Below are 20,417 nucleotides of genomic sequence, written 5' to 3' on the forward strand. Positions count from 1 at the left end.
ATAAATACACTCAGCCAAAAAGTCAATAGCCTTTTAAAAAATAAAAAACAGATCCTTAAAAAAAGGATCTGTTCATCATTCGTTGTCGTAAGAAATACCTAAAATCATTTGATTTTGCAAGCTTTGAATTTGAACACGCGCCCTGTCTAATCGCTCTCTTTGCTGGTCATTGGCGACATCTTTTAATTTTTCTAATTCGTTCACCGCATCTTCAAGCATAAGCTGCGCCTTAGAAAATTCGTCCTCATTATAATGCTCTTGGCGTAAGTTCAAATCAAATTGCTCATTTGCAAACTCAAGGGTTTCAGTACTTTTTTGGATAAATTCATCGATCGACTGCCTTGTTGCCATCTTGCATTCCCTCCATTTCATCATTGTTCCCGCCTATTTTGCCCACGTAAAGCTTTTTCACTAAAGAAAATGTTGGACAGATTCAATTGTCCTCCTTCATGATTTTTGTTAAACTTTAAGGATGCCTATTATTACGCAAGGAGGTTACTGACTTGGATCAGCATAACCCTTTTTTATATTCAAACAGCGAAAAACGCTATCACACATGGAACTATCATTTGCGAGAGCACTTTGGTCATAAAGTATTTAAAGTGGCCTTAGACGGCGGCTTTGACTGCCCAAACCGTGATGGTACTGTAGCCCACGGAGGCTGTACATTTTGCAGTGCAGCTGGGTCTGGTGATTTTGCAGGAAACCGGGCTGATGATCTCATCACTCAATTTAACGAAATCAAAGACCGGATGCACACAAAATGGAAAGACGGAAAATATATGGCGTATTTTCAAGCGTATACAAACACACACGCCCCGCTTCCTGTTTTAAAGGAAAAATTTGAAACCGTTATGAATTTGGATGGTGTGGTTGGTTTATCTATTGCGACAAGACCTGACTGCCTGCCAGATGACGTGGTGGAGTATTTAGCCGAATTAAATGAGCGCACTTATCTCTGGGTAGAGCTTGGTCTTCAAACGGTTCATGAACGGACAGCAATGCTCATTAACCGTGCCCATGATTATGAATGCTACGTAGAAGGTGTAGAAAAACTGCGAAAACACGGAATTCGTGTCTGCTCGCATATCATCAACGGACTGCCTCTAGAAAACCGGGACATGATGATGGAAACAGCAAAAGCTGTCGCAGATTTAGATGTGCAAGGAATTAAAATTCATTTACTTCACCTTTTAAAAGGAACCCCAATGGTCAAGCAATACGAAAAAGGCAAATTGGAGTTTCTAAGCCAGGAAGAATATGTTCAGCTTGTTTGTGATCAACTGGAGATCCTGCCGCCAGAAATGATTATTCACCGCATTACAGGGGATGGCCCAATTGAATTAATGGTTGGTCCGATGTGGAGTGTAAACAAGTGGGAAGTACTAAATGCCATTAATGCTGAGCTCGAAAGACGTAACAGCTACCAAGGCAAACGTTTCGTCAGATTGGAAGAAGCAGCCAAATGATTTTGAAACGCATGCTCCCTTTTAGTAAAGAGCTGTTAGAACGGGCTTGTCAAAAAGGCGACATCGTCATTGATGCAACGATGGGAAATGGCCACGATACACGCTATTTAGCTGATCTTGTAGGAAATGATGGACAAGTTTTCGCATTCGACGTACAAGAGGAAGCCCTACAGCAGACGAGAAAAAGGCTTGGCGAGGGATATCCTTACGTTCATCTGATCCACGATGGGCATGAAAAACTGGCTCATCACCTGCCAAAGGATGTTTATGGACATATTTCTGGTGCGGTGTTTAACCTTGGATACCTGCCCGGAGGCGATAAAGCCGTCACCACTCAGGCTCATACAACCATCGAAGCCATCGAGCAGCTCCTCGACTGGCTTAAACCCGGCGGTCTGATCGTCCTTGTGATTTACCATGGACACTCCGCAGGAAAAAGAGAAAAAGAAGTACTTCTCGACTATTGCAGATCACTTCCTCATGAAGAGGTACAAGTTTTATCATATCAATACATGAATATTCAAAACGACCCGCCTTTTGTGGTCGCCATTGAAAAAAAGCTCAAATCCTAATGATTTGAGCTCAGATTATTGACAAAGGGCTAAAATGATTTTTATTTTAGCCCTTTGTCTTCTTTCAGCGTGATAGAAAACCTTTGCAGTCTAGGAAGAACGAGCACCGGAACGGAGCGAATTTGACATTCGTGAGTACCGGCGCGCAGGACTGACAAAGAATGCGAGGGTTTGTCTGCGCGCTGAAGCTCAAATCCTAATGGATTTGAGCTTTTTTATGAGGATTTCATCCAAGGCATTTTCTGATAGGTCCGGTAAGCTCTTCCGTTGATATAGAAAAAGAATGATGTTTTCCCGCTTGATTTGATCAGCCGTTTTGCCAGCTTATTCATCTCTTTTTGAGCTGTCACTTTTTCATCGGACAAATAGACTGCCAGTAACCCTCTGTTAATCAATTTGTGAAAGTTTTCGTGCGGAATGCCTTTCAGCTGCTCATCCGCTTTTTCAATAAAATGCTGAAGTCTATCCATCATCTCATGATGAGAAGCATAGTAGGAGCAAAAGTTCAGATCTCCCCCAAGCCGGTCTTCTTCTTGGTCAATTAAGTAATCAAGTAAAATGTGCAGACCTTGGATATAAGGGAAATAGCTTTCGTAAATTTGCTTCGCCTGCTTTTCTGTAAAATCCGGCTGCAGCGCATACGCCACAAGACAGAAAATCCCTAACGTTGATCCTGCACAAGCTGAAAATTCATACCATTCCATCTTAGGCAAATCCTTTTCATATTGGCGAAACCACGATTCTAGACGCGGGACCCGTTCATGAGGAACGACATGTTTATGTACTTGCAAATCACTGTAGTAATCACACAGCGTGTGTAAATATGGCTGAATGATCGGATAATGCTTAAGGCGCGTAAGCACGTCTTGGCATGTGCGGACAAGCGCATGTAAATACCCATGATCCTCTTGATCATCACGGAATTGATAGTAAGGCTTGAGCTCAGCATGAATATCAAGCGCATCTCTCATCGCTTGATGCAGCATATGAAAATCTTTTGGATCCAGCGACGTGCTGCGGTCACATAGGTTATCTAAGTAATCACTGATGGTTTGATACGCCACAATGAATTCAATACACGTTTCTTTCGCCTCACCTGCTAGGAGAGATAAAATGCCTCCGCCTTCACAGTGAAAGGTTTTACTCGATATGCTCGCTAGTGCCTGCGTTCGCAGTTCTTCATTTTCAATCATTTCTGCATGAGCCCGCCACTTTTTCAGCTCCTGATGAACAAGCGGAAAAATATCTTTATACACCTTTGTCATCAGTGCAAAAGGACGCTCTGGTACTGACAAATCAATCCACCCCCAACTTAAAGCTCACCATCAAATATATTGATCTGTAAAGGCTCTTGCTGCCTTAAACACATCTTCTCTTTCCGGTTCATTAAAAATTTCGTGATACAGTTCTTCCCATTCACGGTATGATTTATTGGTTGATTCAATGCCATTGAACCATTTGATCACCCTCGTTTTATCCACGATCTTATCATCGCCCGCCTGCATTAAAAGGAGCGGAATCGATTTAAAGACATTCGTTGGCTGCATGGCCGCATCAATATTTTTGATCAGCTCTCGGTACCAGCGAACCGACACCTTTGTTACGTAAAGAGAATCATTTGAGTCTGCCTCAATCACAGCCTGATTCCGTGTGGCTAGTTCAATCGACAGCCCTGACTCGACTTTAAAGGACGGTGCCAGCACATTTAGACCTTTTGATGCAAAATCCATTAGCTTCTTCGGTTTAAATTGCAGACCTAAACAAGGTGATGATAAAATAAGGCCATCAATCTTCGTATGGGTATACTGCTTGATCCACTCAATTGAAATGAGTCCACCCATACTGTGTCCAAGTAAAAAAGTAGGAAGCCTGAATGATTTCGCATGTTCGATCCATTCATCTATTGTATCAATGTATTCCTGAAACGAGCGAATGTGGCCGCGCGCACGTGTCGATGTCCCTTGCCCAGGGAGGTCACCCATAACGACGTGATAGCCTGCATTTCGCCACATTTCGATCAGCCATTTATATCGGCCGTGATATTCACTCGCACCATGTACAATTACAATTGTACCAACTGGTCTTTCAGCATGCCAAGTCCACAAAGTAAACACCTCACAAATGTTGTATTAAGAAAGGAAGTCGAAAAAGTGATTTATCCATATCATCAGTTTACACCTGAGATTCATGAATCGGTCTTTGTCGCAGATAACGTCACCATTACTGGTAATGTCACGATTGGAGAATATTCGAGCGTGTGGTTTCAAACCGTCATCAGAGGCGATGTCGCTCCTGTGAGAATTGGAAAAAACGTCAATATTCAAGATTTATCCTGTCTGCATCAAAGTCCTGGAAAAACACTTCTTATAGAAGATGGTGCTACCATTGGACACCAAGTCACATTACATAGCTCAATCATTCGAAAAAATGCCCTCATTGGTATGGGGTCCATCATTCTCGATGGTGCAGAAATTGGCGAAGGTGCCTTTATCGGTGCAGGTAGTCTTGTCCCTCAAGGAAAGGTTATTCCAAAAGGATCACTCGCTTTTGGCCGTCCAGCCAAGGTCGTCCGTCAGTTAACAGATGAAGATATCCAAGACATGGACAGAATCCGTAGAGAATATGTAGAAAAAGGACAATACTATCGTTCCCTTTTATCCCGTTAACATCATACGTGTATCTTCACTTTATCATGTTTTTTTCAGGATATTAAGCAATAACTATGAACCGCTTGTTATTTTACCCTTTTCCACTGCTTTCTATCATGACAAAAAAGGTTTTCAGCACAAAGCTGAAAACCTTTTTTCATTAACTAAAGATGACTTCTTTCGGTTGATGATTCAACTGCTCTGGATCAATGCTGCGCTCCACATAAATGCTGTGCCAGATCATAAAGATGAGGACGGTCCAAATCTTACGGCTATGATCTGCTTTGCCAGCACAATGCTCATTTAATAAATCAAGCACATACTCTTTGTTAATGTATTCATCTGTTTGACTGTTTTTGATGATGTCTTTCGCCCAAGCATTCATCTCATTTTTCAGCCAATGACGAATTGGCACAGGGAAACCAAGCTTTTTACGGTTTAACACATGGTCAGGCACAATGCCTTCTGCTGCTTTACGCAATAAATATTTCGTTGTGCCATCTTTTGTTTTCAGCTCTTCTGGAATTTTAGAAGCCGCTTCAAAAACGACCTTATCAAGGAATGGAACACGAAGCTCAAGAGAATTCGCCATCGTCATCTTGTCTGCTTTCAGTAAGATGTCTCCGCGCATCCACGTATGAATATCAACATATTGCATTTTGTTAATATCACTATAGCCTGCGCTTTCCTCGAAGTATGTCTTCGTTACGTCACGATACGTGATGCTTGGATCATAATGTTTTAAGAGGTTTTTCTTCACTGGCTCTTCAAAGATTTTCGCATTACCGATATAACGTTCCTCTAATGGCGTACAGCCGCGAACGATAAAGCTCTTCCCTTTCATTCCTTCTGGCATTAATCGCGCCAGACGAAGAAGAAGCTTTTTCAGCATAGATGGTACAGATTCAAATGGTTTAAGAGAAAGAGGCTCACGGTAAATATTATATCCGCCGAACAGCTCGTCCGCTCCCTCACCTGAAAGAACAACCGTCACTTGTTTCTTCGCTTCTTTTGCCACAAAATACAATGGAATCGCCGCCGGATCAGCTAAAGGATCGTCTAAATGCCAGACAATCTTCGGAAGCTCGTTCATATATTCCTCTGGAGAAATAACGGCACTGAAGTTTTGTAAGCCTAGCTTATCAGCTGTTTCCTTCGCGACATCGACTTCACTAAAGCCATCCTGCTGGAAGCCAACAGAGAATGTCTTCAGCTCAGGGTGTAATTCCTTTGCGACAGACACGATGAAGGAAGAATCAATACCACCTGATAGGAATGAACCAACAGGTACATCACTTCTCATGTGAACTTTCACAGAATCATAGATTGCATCGCGTACTTCTTCTATTAATTTCTGTTCTTGTGTTTGTTCAGGCTTGAATTGAACCTTCCAGTATGTCTTAAATTCGATCTCCTGTCCTGGGCGTAAAATAAACTGATGACCAGGCTCAACTTTGTGCACCTTTTGATCAAGTGTATTTGGCTCAGGAACGAACTGGAACGACATGTACTGCTGCAATGAAGTCTCATCAAATAAAATGTTCTCGTTCACAGCCATCAAGCTTTTGCGTTCAGACGCAAAGTACACTTGCTCATCCATTTGTGTAAAATAAAGCGGTTTGATGCCAAAAGGATCTCTCGCGCCATATAATTGCTGCGCTTCTTTATCCCAAATTAAAAATGCAAACATGCCGCGAAGTTTAGAAGCCGCCTCTTCTTTATAATGACGGTATGTGGCAAGCAGTACTTCCGTATCAGAATCTGTGCTGAACGTATAGCCCTTTTTCACAAGCTCTTCCTTCAGCTCCACATAGTTATAAATTTCTCCGTTGAAAATAATCCAATACTTTTCATCTTCATAAGAAAGCGGCTGCTTTCCGTGCTCAACATCTATAATACTTAAACGTCTAAATCCAAATCCTACATGCTCGTCATGAAAGTAACCCTCATCATCGGGACCACGGTGAACGATGAGACGATTCATTTGTTTAATTAACTCTTCCTGCTCAGTAGTTTCGGACAATGGACGGTGATTAAATACACCAACAAACCCACACATATTATTGCCTCCACGTTATGTTATTTCTTAAAAGTAGACCTATAATTAGACAGTATTTTGTCCGATTTTGTTTCACATTTTTTCACTTTTTGTAGAATTTTTTTTTAATCAAAAGGAAAACCGCTTAAAATAAGCGGTTTTCTATGTTGTTATTGTCCTAATGCTTCTTTACGAAGTGTATCGGCTTTATCCGTTTTTTCCCACGGAAGATCTAAATCATGACGGCCGAAATGTCCGTATGCAGCTGTTTGTTTATAGATCGGACGACGCAGGTCAAGCATTTTAATAATGCCAGCTGGACGAAGATCAAAGTTCGCACGAACCACTTCAATTAATTTTTCTTCAGAAGCTTTTCCTGTTCCGAATGTATCAATTGAAATCGATACAGGCTGCGCAACACCAATTGCATAAGCAAGTTGTACTTCACAAGAATCTGCAAGACCGGCAGCTACAATGTTTTTCGCTACGTAACGAGCAGCGTATGCCGCAGAACGGTCAACCTTTGTTGCGTCCTTCCCAGAGAAAGCACCGCCGCCATGACGAGCGTACCCGCCATACGTATCAACGATGATTTTACGTCCAGTTAAACCAGCATCTCCTTGAGGTCCGCCGATGACGAAACGGCCTGTTGGGTTAATAAAGTATTTTGTCTCTTCGTCAATGAGTTCGCTTGGAACCACAGGGCGGATGACATGCTCTTTTAAGTCGCTTTGAATTTGTTCAAGCGTCACTTCTGGTGCATGCTGCGTAGAAATAACCACTGTGTCAATACGAACAGGTTTATTTTGCTCATCATATTCTACTGTTACTTGTGTTTTTCCGTCTGGACGAAGATAGGCAAGTGTTTGATCCTTGCGCACTTCTGTTAAACGCAGAGATAATTTATGCGCTAGTGAAATCGGCAGCGGCATGAGCTCTTCGGTTTCGTTGTTGGCAAAACCAAACATCAATCCTTGGTCACCTGCACCGATCGCATCAATTTCTTCTTCAGTCATTGTTCCTTCACGTGCTTCAAGCGCTTTGTCTACACCTTGCGCAATATCAGCAGACTGTTCATCAATGGATGTGAGCACTGCACATGTTTCCGCATCAAAACCATATTTCGCACGTGTGTAGCCAATTTCCTTAATCGTGTCACGCACCGTCTTTGGAATATCGACATAAGTAGACGTTGTAATTTCACCGCTTACTAATACGAGACCCGTTGTAACAGAAGTTTCACAGGCAACACGTGCATTTGGATCTTTCTTTAAAATTTCATCCAAAATGCTGTCTGAAATTTGATCACAGATTTTATCCGGATGTCCTTCTGTTACTGATTCTGAAGTAAATAAACGACGATTTTGACTCATAATGGCTATTTCCTCCTGTACAAGACCACATCATCCCAAGATGAGGCCTCCAATATGATACGGAACTCGTTCCCTCTTATATTTGAAAACGTTTCTATTAGAGATGTTATTGGCAATTTGTTCATATGATATCCCAAAAATAAAAAAACCATTTCCTTCATTGCGAGGAAAGGGTCTGAGATCGCATGCCTTTCACTCTTATCGCTCAAGGTGTTCTTGTACCTTGCATCAGGTTAGCACCTTGGTTTCTCAGCATATTCATGCCTTTTTCACAAGAAACCGGTTGCTGGGCTTCATCGGGCCTGTCCCTCCACCAACTCGGGATAAGAGTATCCGTTCAATAAGATATCTTATCTCAAACCCTTGCATCATGTCAATGCTTCATCAGAATTATCTCCCCTCTTTTTTCACCTCACACTTAGCATCACCAAAAAGCATATTTTCATAGCAGAAATGAAAAAACACACACAAAAACATTTAAATAGTATAGACTATTATTATGAATGTGTTATACTAATCAAAACAAACAAATTCAACGGTAAAGGAAGGGTTTTTTTTATGAACTCAGTGGATTTAAAAGAAGATTTGCAGTCATTGCTCTCATTAGAAAATACGCACCAAAATTTATCTGTTCCGAAACTTGTTGAAAAGATTTTGGCACGTGATGAAGGCGTTTTAACATCAACAGGAGCTGTCCGCGCTACAACTGGTGCCTACACAGGACGTTCACCTAAAGATAAATTTATCGTCAAAGAAGAAAGCTCTGAACATAAAATTGATTGGGGTCAAGTCAACCAGCCGATCTCTAAAGAAGCATTTGACCGTTTATATACAAAGGTTGTGTCATACTTAAAAGAACGTGATGAACTATTCGTCTTTGAAGGATTTGCCGGCGCTGATGAAAGATACCGTATGCCAATTACAGTGGTAAACGAATTTGCATGGCACAATCTCTTTGCAAAGCAGCTATTCATCAGACCTGACGGATCAACACCTTCTTCAAACGAAAAACCATTCACCATCTTATCTGCACCGCATTTTAAAGCAGATCCTGAAACAGATGGCACAAACTCTGAAACGTTTATTATCGTTTCTTTTGAAAAACGCACCATTCTGATCGGTGGTACAGAATATGCAGGAGAGATGAAAAAGTCCATTTTCTCTGTCATGAATTACCTGCTTCCTGAGCAAGATATTTTATCCATGCACTGCTCAGCAAACGTCGGTCAAGAAGGCGATGTCGCATTATTCTTCGGCCTTTCAGGTACTGGGAAAACGACGCTTTCTGCAAGTGCAAGCCGCAAGCTGATCGGTGACGATGAACACGGCTGGTCTGGCTCAGGAGTCTTCAATATTGAGGGCGGATGCTATGCGAAATGTGTGAACTTAAGCGAAGAAAAAGAACCGCAAATCTACAAAGCCATCAGCTTCGGATCAGTTCTTGAAAATGTTGTGCTTGATGAAGAAACACGTGAAGCGGATTATGATGACACATTCTTCACTGAAAACACACGCGCTGCTTACCCAATCGAAATGATTGATAACATCGTGAAGCCAAGTATCGCAGGACACCCATCTGCCATTGTCTTCTTAACAGCTGATGCATTTGGCGTTTTACCTCCAATCAGCCGTTTAACAAAAGAACAGGCGATGTACCATTTCTTGAGCGGTTACACAAGTAAATTAGCAGGAACTGAACGCGGTGTCACATCACCAGAAACGACATTCTCTACTTGCTTCGGTTCACCGTTCTTGCCGCTTCCAGCTCACGTCTATGCTGAAATGCTTGGCAAGAAAATTGATGAGCACGGCGCAAAAGTATTCCTTGTGAATACAGGCTGGACTGGCGGAGGCTATGGTACAGGCAAACGCATGAACCTAGCGCATACAAGAGCAATGGTGCAAGCAGCGATCGAAGGCGATCTCGACAACGCCGAAATGATCACTGACGACATCTTTGGATTACACATCCCGCTTCATATTCCTGGCGTACCAGATGAAGTGCTTCAACCTTCTAAAACATGGGATGACCAAGAGGCTTATCAAGAAAAAGCACACTTCCTTGCCAATGAATTTAAAAAGAACTTCCAAAAATTCAGCCACGCAGCAAGTGACATTGAAGCCAAAGGCGGACCACTCGTATAATCAAATGACAAAAGCTGAGGGGAATCATTCCCTCAGCTTTTTTTGTTAGTTCGTTGAATGTAATGACACGAGACGGTAAGTTACCTTTGTCACATTGTCTGTCAGCTCCAGTTTTTCAACGTGTGCTGTCCCTGTTTTTTCTCCGTCTTTCGTTTTACGTACCTCAAGCGGAATATTTAATGGATAAATGCGGTACCCTTCCTTCATGAGCTCAAATACATTCTCTTCAATTCTTGTCTCTTTTCCCTTCGTGACAATCATTGTATTAAATTCAACAGGCATTCCCATATTGAAAATCCCCCTACTTTCTAAATTTCGTTATACTGCTTATTTTACCACATTTCCGCTTTTCCGGCTGTGCATCCACGTCGTCAGCCTTCTGACAATTTCCCGATTATGCTGCGGCGGGAAATAATGGTTGTATCCGTGAAAATACCAAGTCTCCACTGACTTTCCGTGCTGGCGCAGCGCATCTTCTAGTAAATACGCATGCTCAATCGATACATTCTGATCCTCTTCTCCGTGGATGATGAGAACAGGCGCTTCAATTTTGTCCACATCATTTAAAGGCGTTCTGTCCTCATAGGCCTCTGGCACCTTGTGCGGGGGACCGCCAATCACACGCTTCATCATTCTTCTCATATCCACACGCTCTTCGTAGGTGAGCTTCATATCACTGACGCCTCCCCATGTCACAAAGGAAGCCGCCTCTTGTTTCATTTCAACAGCGGTCCAAATGCCCATAATCCCTCCGCGCGAAAAACCAAAGATATGAATACGATCCTGCTTCACCTTTTTGTGGTGCTTTAACAATTGAAAGGCAGCAAAAGCATCTTTCCGGTCCTCTCCGGCAAAATCTTCGTTCCCTTCGCCTCCCTGATTTCCTCGGTAAAAGGGAGCAAATACGACAAAGCCCTGCGCTGCAAATTGCACAATCCGGCCTGGTCTCACCATCCCCACATTTTTAATGCCGCCTCGTAAATACAAAAAGCCGTCATAGAGACCTTCTCCGGCCGGTTCAGCGAGCAGTCCTTTGATCCGAAGCCCATCTGCCTCATAGGTCACTGTAAATAAGTGAATATGCGGATGGGGGGACGGAAACCTTCTTTTTTCCACAATCACTTGATTTCTCTCCTTTTCATCTGTTCTTACATCAAATGCTTCATGATCGCTTCTGCGACGAGCTGGCCTGATTTTGTCACTATCGGCGTGCCGCCGCCTGGATGACTTGTTCCTCCAACAAACCAAAGCCCTTCAATGTCCTTTGACTGATTATTGATTCGGAAGAACGCCTGCTTGAACGAGTTGGAAGACATGCCATAAATGGCGCCATGATATGCTCCTGTTTTCTGCTGCAGATCAAGCGGAGTTTGAACCGCTTCATATTCGGCAACCTCATCCATATCAAAGAGACCCTTTTCCTTTAATTTTGTTTTCAAATGCTGCCGATACGTCTCCTTTAGCATGTCCCAATCTTGCTCTTTTGTCACATAAGGCGCATTCGCCAGTACAAAAAGGTTGCTTCTTCCCGGTCCTCCGCTTAAAGCTGGTTCTGAATGACCTGAATAACATATGTAAAGCGTTGGATCCTGAGACAGTTGTTTTTTCTGAAAAATATCTTTGAATTCTTGCTCATAATTCTCTGGGAAAAACACATTGTGATGGGACAGCTGTTCATAGACTTTAGGTACACCTAATAAGAGAACAAAGCCAGATAATGACGGTTCAATATTAGCCAGCTTTTGATTTAAAAAGCTTGGGCGGTCTTTTTCATCTATGAGATGGCGGTAGACAGTCAGCGCGTCCGCCCCTGCAATGACTTGATCTGCTTCATACATCTGGTGAGCCGTCTCTACTCCTTTGATTCGCCGGTCCTTCACATGAATCTTGTTGACTTGTTCATTGAGGTGAATCTGTACGCCTAATTCCTTTGCCAAAGTCTCAAATGCTTCAACTAAACGATATGTACCGCCCTTTATTCCATAAATCCCTTTCTCCCCTTCTAAATACGCCATCATATTAAATATAGCCGGTGCCTCATAGGGAGAAGAGCCGATGTATGTAGCATACCGTCCAAACATCGCCAATGTATGCGGATGACGGAAATATTGACGCAGCAGGCGTTGAACGGTTGTAAACGGTTTGACAGAGAGAAGTGCTTTCATGAGCTTTACATCCGCCTTATCCTTCCACGTCAATAACAAACGATTTAAAAACTGCTCCTCAGCCTTTTGAAAAAACATCTTTGATTCATGTAAAAATGCACGGTATTGCTTCGCATCTTCAGGACTGAATGCTGCAATTTGAGATTCCATTTGCTCAAAATTGGGCGTAAATTCGACCGTATGTCCATCTGAAAAAACGTTTTTGGTCAGAGGAGAAATCGGATAAAATGTGACATAATCCTCCATCCGTCTATGACAGGAAGCAAACACTTCCTCGAAGTATGACTTCATTGTAATGGTACTCGGTCCTAGATCAAAAGAGTAGCCAGCTCCCTGATGGCGCTGCAATTTCCCGCCTAAAGCCGCTTCTTTTTCTAATATGGTGACCTGAACCCCGCGTGACTGTAAGCGGATCGCTGCTGATAATCCGCCAAGCCCGCCTCCGATGATGATCACTTTTTTCATTCGTACCTTCTCCCTTTCCATTCATACCCTTCTTTTTTCAGCCCGATTTTCATAGAAGCAAAGCCAATGGCGATCAAACTTAATATGCTGACCGGCAATAAAAAGGCCATTGCAGATGTTCTCCCGTTCTCGATATCAATTGCCGCTTTGATCGACACACCCAGCCCGTAGCAAAGAATGGCTAAGCATATACTGAGCACATCCAGCTGCAGCAAAGCCATCATCAAACAAATGACAGGAGCCAAATAAAGCAGAGTGTATAAACAAAAGACACTGCTTAACAAAGCAATGCTTCGATTGACACCTGGGAATAAATTTTTCCGGTAGCCTTTCCAAACCTCTTGTCCACTCTCATACATTCTCATATACACAAATGGATGAATGCTTGCAAGTGTGAACGGAAAGCCTTTTTCCTTCACCCGTCTAGCCAAGGCCATATCATCCACTAGCGAATCCTTAATCGCTTCATGCCCGCCAATGTCGTGGTAGCAATTCTTTTCAATGGCAATAAAGCCTCCATGTGCTGCGGCAAAAGCGGGGTTCCTTGAATTCCTTACCCACTTCACTGGCAGATGACAGCCTATGGTAAACATCATCATGGGAACCACAAGATGCTCAAAGAATGTACCTGTTTTTTGTTCTGGGAAGCCTGACAGCATGCCCGTATTTTGCGTGCATACCTGCTGATACACTGCTTCAATTGCCCCTCTTTTTAACCGGACATCCGCATCTAAAAATAGCAGCCAATCAGAAGCTGCTGCCTCAGCGAGCTGAGAACAGGCAAATGATTTACCTAGCCAGCCTTGCTTTAACGCCTGGCCTGACTGGACACGAATCCACGGATACGCTTCTGCAAAGCGCTCCACAATCGCTCTTGTCTGATCTGTCGAATGATCATCAAGTACAATAAGCTCTTTCGGATAAAGGCGTTGATCAACGATCGACTGAAGACAGGCTTCTATCCGCTTCTCCTCATTTCTAGCCGGAATCAGTATCGATAACGAAATGGGTTCATCTGGCGAAAAAGAAGCGGACTTTATCACGGGAAACTGCTTCATATTCCATATGGTGAACATAAACTGACAAAGCAGCAGCACACTGATCACGGTTAAGAAGAGCGCCATGTTTTCACCCACTTTTTAAAAGAATCAAACGCATCACTTGTTGACTGACTTGTCCTTGTCATCTGTTTAAATTCTTCGTTTAATGAAAAATCAGGATCAGCGATGACCTGCGCTTGATGTCGGTTTAACTGCGTTTCAAGCAGATCTCCAAGCATACGCGTCACGTCCTTGCTTCGTAGTGCCCCGCCAGATACTAAGGCATCTTCGCCGAACACAACAGAAACTGTCGGCTTTTGAAATTGATTAAATGTATACTGCAAGGTCACAGGCTTCACCACGACCTGCTCAAATTGCCTCACTAAAAAAGAAGCTCCTCCTTCCAGTTCAAGCGGCCGCATATCCTGATGCATAATTTCCCCCTGTGGAAAAAGCCATACAGCCCCGCCAGCCTGCATGTTCTCTCTTGCTGTCATCAATGCTTGTTTGACACTTTTCAGGTTCTCTTTATGAACCGGAAACGCTCCAAGCTTACGGAAAAAAGCATATTGCTTCAGCTGCTTCTCTTCCATCATCATGTAGTGATCAAGTTCAGACGCTTTTTCTGTTAAAAGAAAAATGATCAGTCCATCCCACCATGAGCTATGATTGGCGAGATAAAGAACAGGCAGCTTCTCCTTCGGGTCCACCAAGCCTTTCATCATCACACAGCGGAAATGCTTATGGAGTAAATACCGCTCAAGATAAAGTAAAAATATACGTCTAAACGATCGGCTTTTGTCGCTTTCTTTCAAATCGAACCCTTCCTTCACACAAAATGACAATGATCAGTGCTAAATAAAAAATGACATCGAGTCCGCCCTTTAATGCCAAAAGACCAAAAAAGAACACCATCGCCTGATAAATACGGCTCGTCCAGCTGAGTGCCTTTTGATCAATTGAAACAAGCGGGAAAAGAAATGAAAGTCCTGCTCCAATCATACCCCAGCTCACAAAATTCTCAAAAGGAATACCGAAAAACCCACCGCCGTCATACCACACCCAAAACTTCCGCTCAGCTGATACTGGATCTAATATGAGGTCAAGCAAGACAATCCATATCCCCGTTTCGACGGCTCGTCTCCACTTTGACTGCTGACTGGATAAAAAAAGGCTGTTTAAAAACACGCCAACCCATGCAAACGCAATGGTTAAGGGCACCCCTGCCACTAGAAAACCTAATGTCGGATAATAGTCATAGGCCCCGAATGGAAACCCCGTTGCGATACCTACCCACTCAACCGTAAATGTAAGCACCCCAACAATGGCTGCCCTTTTGATCACAAGCCCCCATGAGCCATAAATATGCCGCCCAATCTCTATGACGCAGCAGGCATACAGCACAAGAAAGATTCCATTTGCAAACTGAAGCCATGCTGGCACTTCAAAAAAGACCATTAAGATAAGACCTACTAAATACCATCCAACAAATACCCAACTCACTTTATACACGAAACCGCTCCTTTATTTCTGCCAAATTCAAGAAAGCATTCATTCCCCTAGTATAGAAAAAAAGACGCGTTCTATAAATAAACAATGCGCTTCTTATTTTCATCTAGGCACTCACCAAAAATCCCTTTTCACATACTTTAATAGTGATCTAGAACAAAGGAGGCGAATTACTCTTGAATCGTTCCATCAAAGTCAGACTGGCATTCATCGTCGTGGTCCTGCTCTTTATTCCATTTGTCGCCTGTAAAAAAGAACAAGAGCAGACCGTACAAGTAGCCGAGGTGACCCATTCGGTCTTTTATGCTCCGCTATATGTCGCCTTATCAGAGGATTTCTTCAAAGAAGAAGGCTTGGAGGTTGAACTGAAAACCACTTGGGGCGGTGATAAAACGATGACAGCTCTCTTATCAGGCGGTGCTGATATCGCCCTGACCGGGTCTGAATCCTCTATCTATGTAGAGGCTCAAGACACAAAGGACTCTGTCATGAACTTTGCACAGCTGACACAAACAGACGGCACATTTCTTGTTTCAAGGGAGGAAATAAACCAATTCTCTTGGGATCAATTAAAAGGGAAAGACTTCTTAGGACAGCGGAAAGGCGGCATGCCGCAAATGGTCGGTGAATATGTCTTGAAAAAGGAAGGCATTGATTTAAAAAAGGATCTTCGCATGATTCAAAATATTGATTTTGCCAACATTTCAGGTGCGTTCTCCTCTGGAACTGGCGATTTTGTGCAGTTATTCGAACCGACCGCTTCCTTACTTGAAAAAGAAGGTAAAGGGTACATTACCGCCTCCTTTGGAGAAGCTTCTGGCAAGGTGCCATATACTACCTTCATGGCAAAGAAGAGTTACTTAGAGGAAAACAAAGAGACAGCTGAAGCCTTCACCCGTGCCATTTACAAAGCGCAGAAATGGGTAAAAGCCAAGCAGCCGGAGGAGATCGCAAAGGCCATTCAATCTCATTTTCCTGATACAGATCTTGATGTCTTATCAACTGCCATCAAACGCTACAAACAGCAAGATTCCTATGCAACAGATCCCCTTCTGAATGAAGAGGAATGGAACAAATTGCAGGAAATCATGAAGGAGAGCGGTGAATTGCCGGAATTTATCCCGTACAAACAACTTGTCGATTCATCCATTGCAAAGAAGGTCACAGATCACAAATAGAATAGGAGGTAGCACATGTCTTTCCTTCAAATTGACCATGTGACCCACACGTACTTCTCTTTAAAAGAAAAAACAACGGCTATACAGCACATCAATATGGAGATAGACCAAGGTGAATTCATCTCATTTATTGGTCCCAGCGGCTGCGGAAAAACCACCTTGCTGTCTATCATCGCAGGCATTACGCCGCCCTCTGAAGGTCGAATTTTAATCGAAGGAAAAGAACCAAATCAAAAGGAGCATCAAATCGGCTATATGCTCCAGCAAGATTATTTGTTTCCTTGGAAAACCATCAAGGAAAATGTGATTCTCGGGTTAAAAATTGCGAAACAAGATTCACATGAGGCCACCTCAGCTGCCCTTGATTTACTGCCAAAGTTTGGACTGCATGAAGTAGAGGAAAAATATCCGAAGGAGCTGTCTGGCGGAATGAGGCAGCGTGCTGCTCTCGCCCGAACGCTTGCAGTTGATCCCGGTCTGCTTTTACTAGATGAGCCATTTTCAGCGCTAGACTACCAAACCAAACTGACATTAGAAGATCTCGTCTTTCACACATTAAAAAACTATCAAAAAACAGCAGTCCTTGTGACACATGACATCGGCGAAGCCATTGCGATGAGTGACCGCATTTTCTTATTCTCAAAGCATCCAGGCTCTATCCAGCGAATCTTTACCGTACCAGACGATATAAGGGCTCTCTCTCCTTTCGAAGCGAGACAGACCCCGCGTTTCCAAGAGCTCTTTCAAACGATTTGGAAGGAGCTGAAAACAGTTGAAACACAGTGACCTTTTACATGAAGCCTATCGCAAAAAATACCGAATGGAAAAACGTATCACACGTATCTATCAGTTCATCATATTCGCCAGCTTCTTTTCGCTTTGGGAGCTTGCCAGTCATTTCAGGCTCATCGATCCGCTGATTTTCAGTTCACCATCTGCGGTCTGCCAATTATTTGTGCAAAAAATATCAGATGGTTCTTTAGTAAATCATATGAGTATTACGTTATTTGAAACGGTGCTCGGTTTTCTACTTGGTACCTTTTGCGGCATTTTGCTCGCTGCCGCCTTATGGTGGTCCACCCGATTAGCAAACGTTCTTGATCCTTATTTAGTCATTTTAAATGCCATGCCGAAAGTTGCCCTTGCCCCCATTTTAATTGTTGCCCTTGGGCCTGGTATGATCAGCATCGTTGCGATGGGTGCGATCATTAGTGTGATTATTACAACGATCGTCATTTACACTGCCTTTCAAGAGGTCGATGAGAATTATTTAAAGGTGATGAAAACCTTTGGCGCGAAAAAAGGCGTCGTCTTTCGTGAGGTCATGTTGCCAGCCAGTATTCCAACGATGATTTCTGCCATCAAAGTCAATGTCGGTCTTTCTTGGGTTGGGGTCATTGTAGGGGAATTTCTTGTATCCTCAAAAGGGCTCGGCTACATGATCATTTACGGCTTTCAAGTCTTCAACTTTACACTCGTGTTCTTAAGTCTTTTCATTATTGCTGTGTTTGCTACCATCATGTACCAGCTTGTGGAATGGCTTGAGCGCCGTTTTCTCCAAAAATAAAAAAAGCACAGGGATGGTCTCCCTGCGCTTTTTTTAACGAATCAAACCGTTCTTTTCTAAATAAGCAAGACTTTGTCTTAGCACATCATCTTTCATAATAAAACTGAAATTCTTATTTTTTGCGATGGATCTTGGCAAGTCTGCGAAAAGAACAGGTCCTTTCGTTTCAAAATACGTGTCCTGCTTCACTAGCCTTTCAATATCAGCGAAATAAATATTCTTTACGATAACCTTTTCTCTGCCTAGCACCTGATATTGGCCAATATACGTTAATTCACGAACAACAGCACCCGTCTCTTCTTGAATCTCACGTATAGCGGCTTGGTCTGCTTCTTCATTTGGCTCAACTTTCCCTCCTGGAAACTCATAGCCCCGATCCTCATGTTCAGTGAGCAGCCATTTCCCCTGGTAACGGCAGATGGCCCAAACATGCTTTGGATGACTTGAAAAAGGCTTCTCTTCAAAGGAGAGCTTGACCGTATTATGATAATAGTCTTTAAATACATGCATGTGAAATCCCTCATATCCTGTCCTTGCTTCTTGTAAAACATCATACCACAGATCACATTTCTCTGAAGAATTTTTATCAAAAGTGAAACAAACGAGTGGTTTCATCTCGTCTGTATTTAAAATGAGGTATTGTTGATAAAACCTTTTTATCATTTCCAACTTCACCCAATTTTAATCATGAAACCTTTTATCCCTTGATGACGTAAATCAATTAGTGTTTGTCCTATCACGACGAGGAGGAAAACAGCATGAATATAACAAATGGGTCAAAACAAGAGAAAGATCAAGCGCTACCGCTCAGGAAAAATGAGAAAGAAGACGCACCTCATGAGGTGATCAAGAAACACCTCATCAAAGGACAAAAGCTAGATTTAACAAAAGACAATCCAAATATCGACCAAATTCATATCGGGCTTGGCTGGGATCTGGCTGGCCAGCCAATTGATTTAGATACGCAAGTGTTTCTCTTAAATGAAGAGGACAAGCTGTTGTCTCCAAGCCATCTGATCTATTATCATCAGCAGCAAAGCTTAGACGGGGCTGTTCGTCATCTTGGTGATCATCAATTTGGCGGCGGATATCGAGACAATGAAATGATCATTATGCAATTAAGTAGAGTCTCACCTGATATTCATAAAATCGTCGTAACAGCCACGATACATGATGCACACGAGCGCAAGCATCATTTTGGACAAGTGACCAATGCCTACGTGCATCTTACTGATCAAATCTCGCAACAAGAGATTTGTACCTTTCAATTAACAGAAGATTATTCGTATTGCACATCCATTATTTGCGCTGAACTCATAAGAGATGAGGACGAATGGAAAATCATCGCGACCGGGCAAGGAACTACGCTAGATTTAAACGACTTATGCCTCATCTATGGATTCACAGCTTGACGCAGGAAAGGAGCTGGCACCAATGGGATTTCATTTCAACACGATAGAAGAACTCACTTTACAAGCAGAAGGCAGCGGAATCTTTTTTGCGAAAAAAGGCGCAATGATTGCCGATCAAGGAACGTTTCAATACCGCAAACGACTACTCGGGACAAATAAAGGAAATATGGTCAGTCAAGTATTTAACCATATCAGCAGAAAATTGACAGGTGAAAACCTTGAGGTGATGGAAGTGAGTGGACAAGGTACTTGTTATTTGGCTGATTCCAGCGAGCACGTGACAGTGATTAATCTTGAGCCGAGCGGTCCTTGGCAGCATGTAAGTGTAGAAAGTGAAGATCTACTTGCCTTTACTGAGGAGTGTCATTACGGCGTGACACCAGTAGGCGTTGGTATTTTATCACAGAAAGGACTGTTTACATCAAAGCTCTCCTATCAAGGCCACGGAGCGCAGGTCGCCATTAAAACGAATGGAAACCCGCTCATTTTAAAAGCCCCCTGCCGTGTAGATCCTGACGCCATTGTCGCTTGGACAGGCAAAGCACCGAAGGTCAAATTAGATGTGAACTGGAAAACCTTCATTGGACAAACATCTGGTGAATCCTACTTATTTGAGTTTCAAGAACAAGACCAAATTGTCATTATCCAGCCATCTGAGCGCACATCTGGCTTACGGGTTGGTTTAGATGATAACCGCTACAAGCCTCAAAGCCAGAGCTCTTCTCATGATTTCACTAATTCACAGACATCACAGCAAGAGAATAAAGGCGGGCTTAGTGATCTGATCGGAGGCATCTTACAACCGCGAAAATAAAAGCATGTAGAAAATCTCTACA

Annotated in this window: 21 protein-coding genes and 1 riboswitch; of the genes, 9 read left to right on the top strand and 12 right to left on the bottom strand. The window is 42.9% G+C overall.

What is annotated here, in order from left to right; translation table 11 throughout:
• Positions 1-75 precede the first annotated feature (75 nt).
• Positions 76-351, bottom strand: a complete 276-nt coding sequence (locus tag GKC25_RS13260; protein ID WP_034665376.1) for a YtzC family protein — start codon at positions 349-351, stop codon at positions 76-78.
• A gap of 152 nt (positions 352-503) precedes the next feature.
• On the opposite strand from GKC25_RS13260, the gene GKC25_RS13265 reads away from it, so the two are divergent.
• Both GKC25_RS13265 and GKC25_RS13270 read left to right on the top strand, forming a co-directional pair.
• Positions 504-1,469 carry a TIGR01212 family radical SAM protein gene (locus GKC25_RS13265; protein ID WP_003217704.1) on the top strand — a complete coding sequence of 322 codons (966 nt, stop codon included), beginning with the start codon at positions 504-506 and terminating at the stop codon, positions 1,467-1,469.
• On the top strand, positions 1,466-2,041 hold the full coding sequence (locus tag GKC25_RS13270; RefSeq protein ID WP_095286127.1) for a tRNA (mnm(5)s(2)U34)-methyltransferase: 576 nt from the start codon (positions 1,466-1,468) through the stop codon (positions 2,039-2,041). Before GKC25_RS13265 ends, GKC25_RS13270 begins: the two co-directional genes overlap by 4 nt.
• Positions 2,042-2,256: 215 nt before the next feature.
• On the opposite strand, the gene GKC25_RS13275 is transcribed toward GKC25_RS13270, so the two are convergent.
• Both GKC25_RS13275 and GKC25_RS13280 read right to left on the bottom strand, forming a co-directional pair.
• Positions 2,257-3,336: a tetraprenyl-beta-curcumene synthase family protein gene (locus GKC25_RS13275; protein ID WP_034665369.1), complete on the bottom strand. Its 1,080-nt coding sequence runs from the start codon at positions 3,334-3,336 to the stop codon at positions 2,257-2,259.
• A gap of 30 nt (positions 3,337-3,366) precedes the next feature.
• Positions 3,367-4,146 carry an alpha/beta hydrolase gene (locus GKC25_RS13280; RefSeq protein ID WP_034665364.1) on the bottom strand — a complete coding sequence of 260 codons (780 nt, stop codon included), beginning with the start codon at positions 4,144-4,146 and terminating at the stop codon, positions 3,367-3,369.
• 45 nt (positions 4,147-4,191) lie between these two features.
• On the opposite strand from GKC25_RS13280, the gene GKC25_RS13285 reads away from it, so the two are divergent.
• The gene (locus GKC25_RS13285) at positions 4,192-4,707 is read left to right on the top strand and encodes a gamma carbonic anhydrase family protein (RefSeq protein ID WP_034665361.1); all 516 of its coding nucleotides are present in this window, start codon (positions 4,192-4,194) and stop codon (positions 4,705-4,707) included.
• Positions 4,708-4,849: 142 nt separating this feature from the next.
• On the opposite strand, the gene asnB is transcribed toward GKC25_RS13285, so the two are convergent.
• Entirely contained in the window at positions 4,850-6,748 is a 1,899-nt protein-coding gene (gene asnB, locus GKC25_RS13290) for an asparagine synthase (glutamine-hydrolyzing) (RefSeq protein ID WP_066030514.1), read from the bottom strand.
• Positions 6,749-6,897: 149 nt separating this feature from the next.
• Positions 6,898-8,100, bottom strand: coding sequence for a methionine adenosyltransferase (gene metK, locus GKC25_RS13295; RefSeq protein ID WP_034665356.1), 1,203 nt, complete (start codon positions 8,098-8,100; stop codon positions 6,898-6,900).
• Between the two features lie 195 nt (positions 8,101-8,295).
• Positions 8,296-8,430: riboswitch (SAM riboswitch) on the bottom strand.
• A 228-nt stretch (positions 8,431-8,658) separates the two neighbouring features.
• On the opposite strand from metK, the gene pckA reads away from it, so the two are divergent.
• Positions 8,659-10,245, top strand: a complete 1,587-nt coding sequence (gene pckA, locus GKC25_RS13300; protein WP_012010978.1) for a phosphoenolpyruvate carboxykinase (ATP) — start codon at positions 8,659-8,661, stop codon at positions 10,243-10,245.
• 45 nt (positions 10,246-10,290) lie between these two features.
• Here the strand turns inward: pckA and GKC25_RS13305 are convergent, their stop codons facing one another.
• Genes GKC25_RS13305 through GKC25_RS13330 form a run of 6 tightly spaced genes read right to left on the bottom strand, consistent with a single transcriptional unit; the run spans position 10,291 to position 15,427 of the window.
• Positions 10,291-10,533, bottom strand: coding sequence for a DUF2584 domain-containing protein (locus GKC25_RS13305; RefSeq protein ID WP_003217584.1), 243 nt, complete (start codon positions 10,531-10,533; stop codon positions 10,291-10,293).
• 39 nt (positions 10,534-10,572) lie between these two features.
• Positions 10,573-11,367 carry an alpha/beta hydrolase family protein gene (locus GKC25_RS13310; RefSeq protein ID WP_034665354.1) on the bottom strand — a complete coding sequence of 265 codons (795 nt, stop codon included), beginning with the start codon at positions 11,365-11,367 and terminating at the stop codon, positions 10,573-10,575.
• Between the two features lie 26 nt (positions 11,368-11,393).
• Complete coding sequence (locus tag GKC25_RS13315; protein ID WP_095286125.1) at positions 11,394-12,875, bottom strand: phytoene desaturase family protein; 1,482 nt, start codon at positions 12,873-12,875, stop codon at positions 11,394-11,396.
• Positions 12,872-13,999: a glycosyltransferase gene (locus GKC25_RS13320; RefSeq protein ID WP_034665351.1), complete on the bottom strand. Its 1,128-nt coding sequence runs from the start codon at positions 13,997-13,999 to the stop codon at positions 12,872-12,874. Before GKC25_RS13320 ends, GKC25_RS13315 begins: the two co-directional genes overlap by 4 nt.
• A complete protein-coding gene (locus tag GKC25_RS13325) occupies positions 13,984-14,730 on the bottom strand; it encodes a lysophospholipid acyltransferase family protein (RefSeq protein WP_106038087.1) in 747 nt (248 codons plus the stop codon). Before GKC25_RS13325 ends, GKC25_RS13320 begins: the two co-directional genes overlap by 16 nt.
• The gene (locus GKC25_RS13330; protein ID WP_106038088.1) at positions 14,699-15,427 is read right to left on the bottom strand and encodes a carotenoid biosynthesis protein; all 729 of its coding nucleotides are present in this window, start codon (positions 15,425-15,427) and stop codon (positions 14,699-14,701) included. The genes GKC25_RS13325 and GKC25_RS13330 overlap by 32 nt, the downstream gene beginning before the upstream one ends.
• Positions 15,428-15,600: 173 nt before the next feature.
• Here GKC25_RS13330 and GKC25_RS13335 point away from each other — a divergent pair, with 173 nt between their 5' ends.
• From GKC25_RS13335 to GKC25_RS13345, 3 genes are read left to right on the top strand one after another with little or no spacing between them, the layout of a single operon-like run.
• Complete coding sequence (locus GKC25_RS13335; RefSeq protein ID WP_187704038.1) at positions 15,601-16,602, top strand: ABC transporter substrate-binding protein; 1,002 nt, start codon at positions 15,601-15,603, stop codon at positions 16,600-16,602.
• 15 nt (positions 16,603-16,617) lie between these two features.
• Complete coding sequence (locus GKC25_RS13340; protein ID WP_034665342.1) at positions 16,618-17,388, top strand: ABC transporter ATP-binding protein; 771 nt, start codon at positions 16,618-16,620, stop codon at positions 17,386-17,388.
• Positions 17,389-17,422: 34 nt separating this feature from the next.
• Positions 17,423-18,169, top strand: coding sequence for an ABC transporter permease (locus tag GKC25_RS13345; RefSeq protein WP_370876318.1), 747 nt, complete (start codon positions 17,423-17,425; stop codon positions 18,167-18,169).
• Between the two features lie 33 nt (positions 18,170-18,202).
• Here the strand turns inward: GKC25_RS13345 and ytkD are convergent, their stop codons facing one another.
• A complete protein-coding gene (gene ytkD, locus GKC25_RS13350; RefSeq protein WP_034665337.1) occupies positions 18,203-18,679 on the bottom strand; it encodes an RNA deprotection pyrophosphohydrolase in 477 nt (158 codons plus the stop codon).
• A 248-nt stretch (positions 18,680-18,927) separates the two neighbouring features.
• Between ytkD and GKC25_RS13355 the strand changes: the two genes are divergently transcribed.
• Complete coding sequence (locus tag GKC25_RS13355; RefSeq protein ID WP_034665334.1) at positions 18,928-19,581, top strand: TerD family protein; 654 nt, start codon at positions 18,928-18,930, stop codon at positions 19,579-19,581.
• A 22-nt stretch (positions 19,582-19,603) separates the two neighbouring features.
• On the top strand, positions 19,604-20,395 hold the full coding sequence (locus GKC25_RS13360) for an AIM24 family protein (protein WP_034665541.1): 792 nt from the start codon (positions 19,604-19,606) through the stop codon (positions 20,393-20,395).
• Positions 20,396-20,417: the final 22 nt, after the last annotated feature.

The sequence above is a fragment of the Bacillus pumilus genome, assembly GCF_038738535.1.
In the GTDB taxonomy this organism is placed as follows: domain Bacteria; phylum Bacillota; class Bacilli; order Bacillales; family Bacillaceae; genus Bacillus.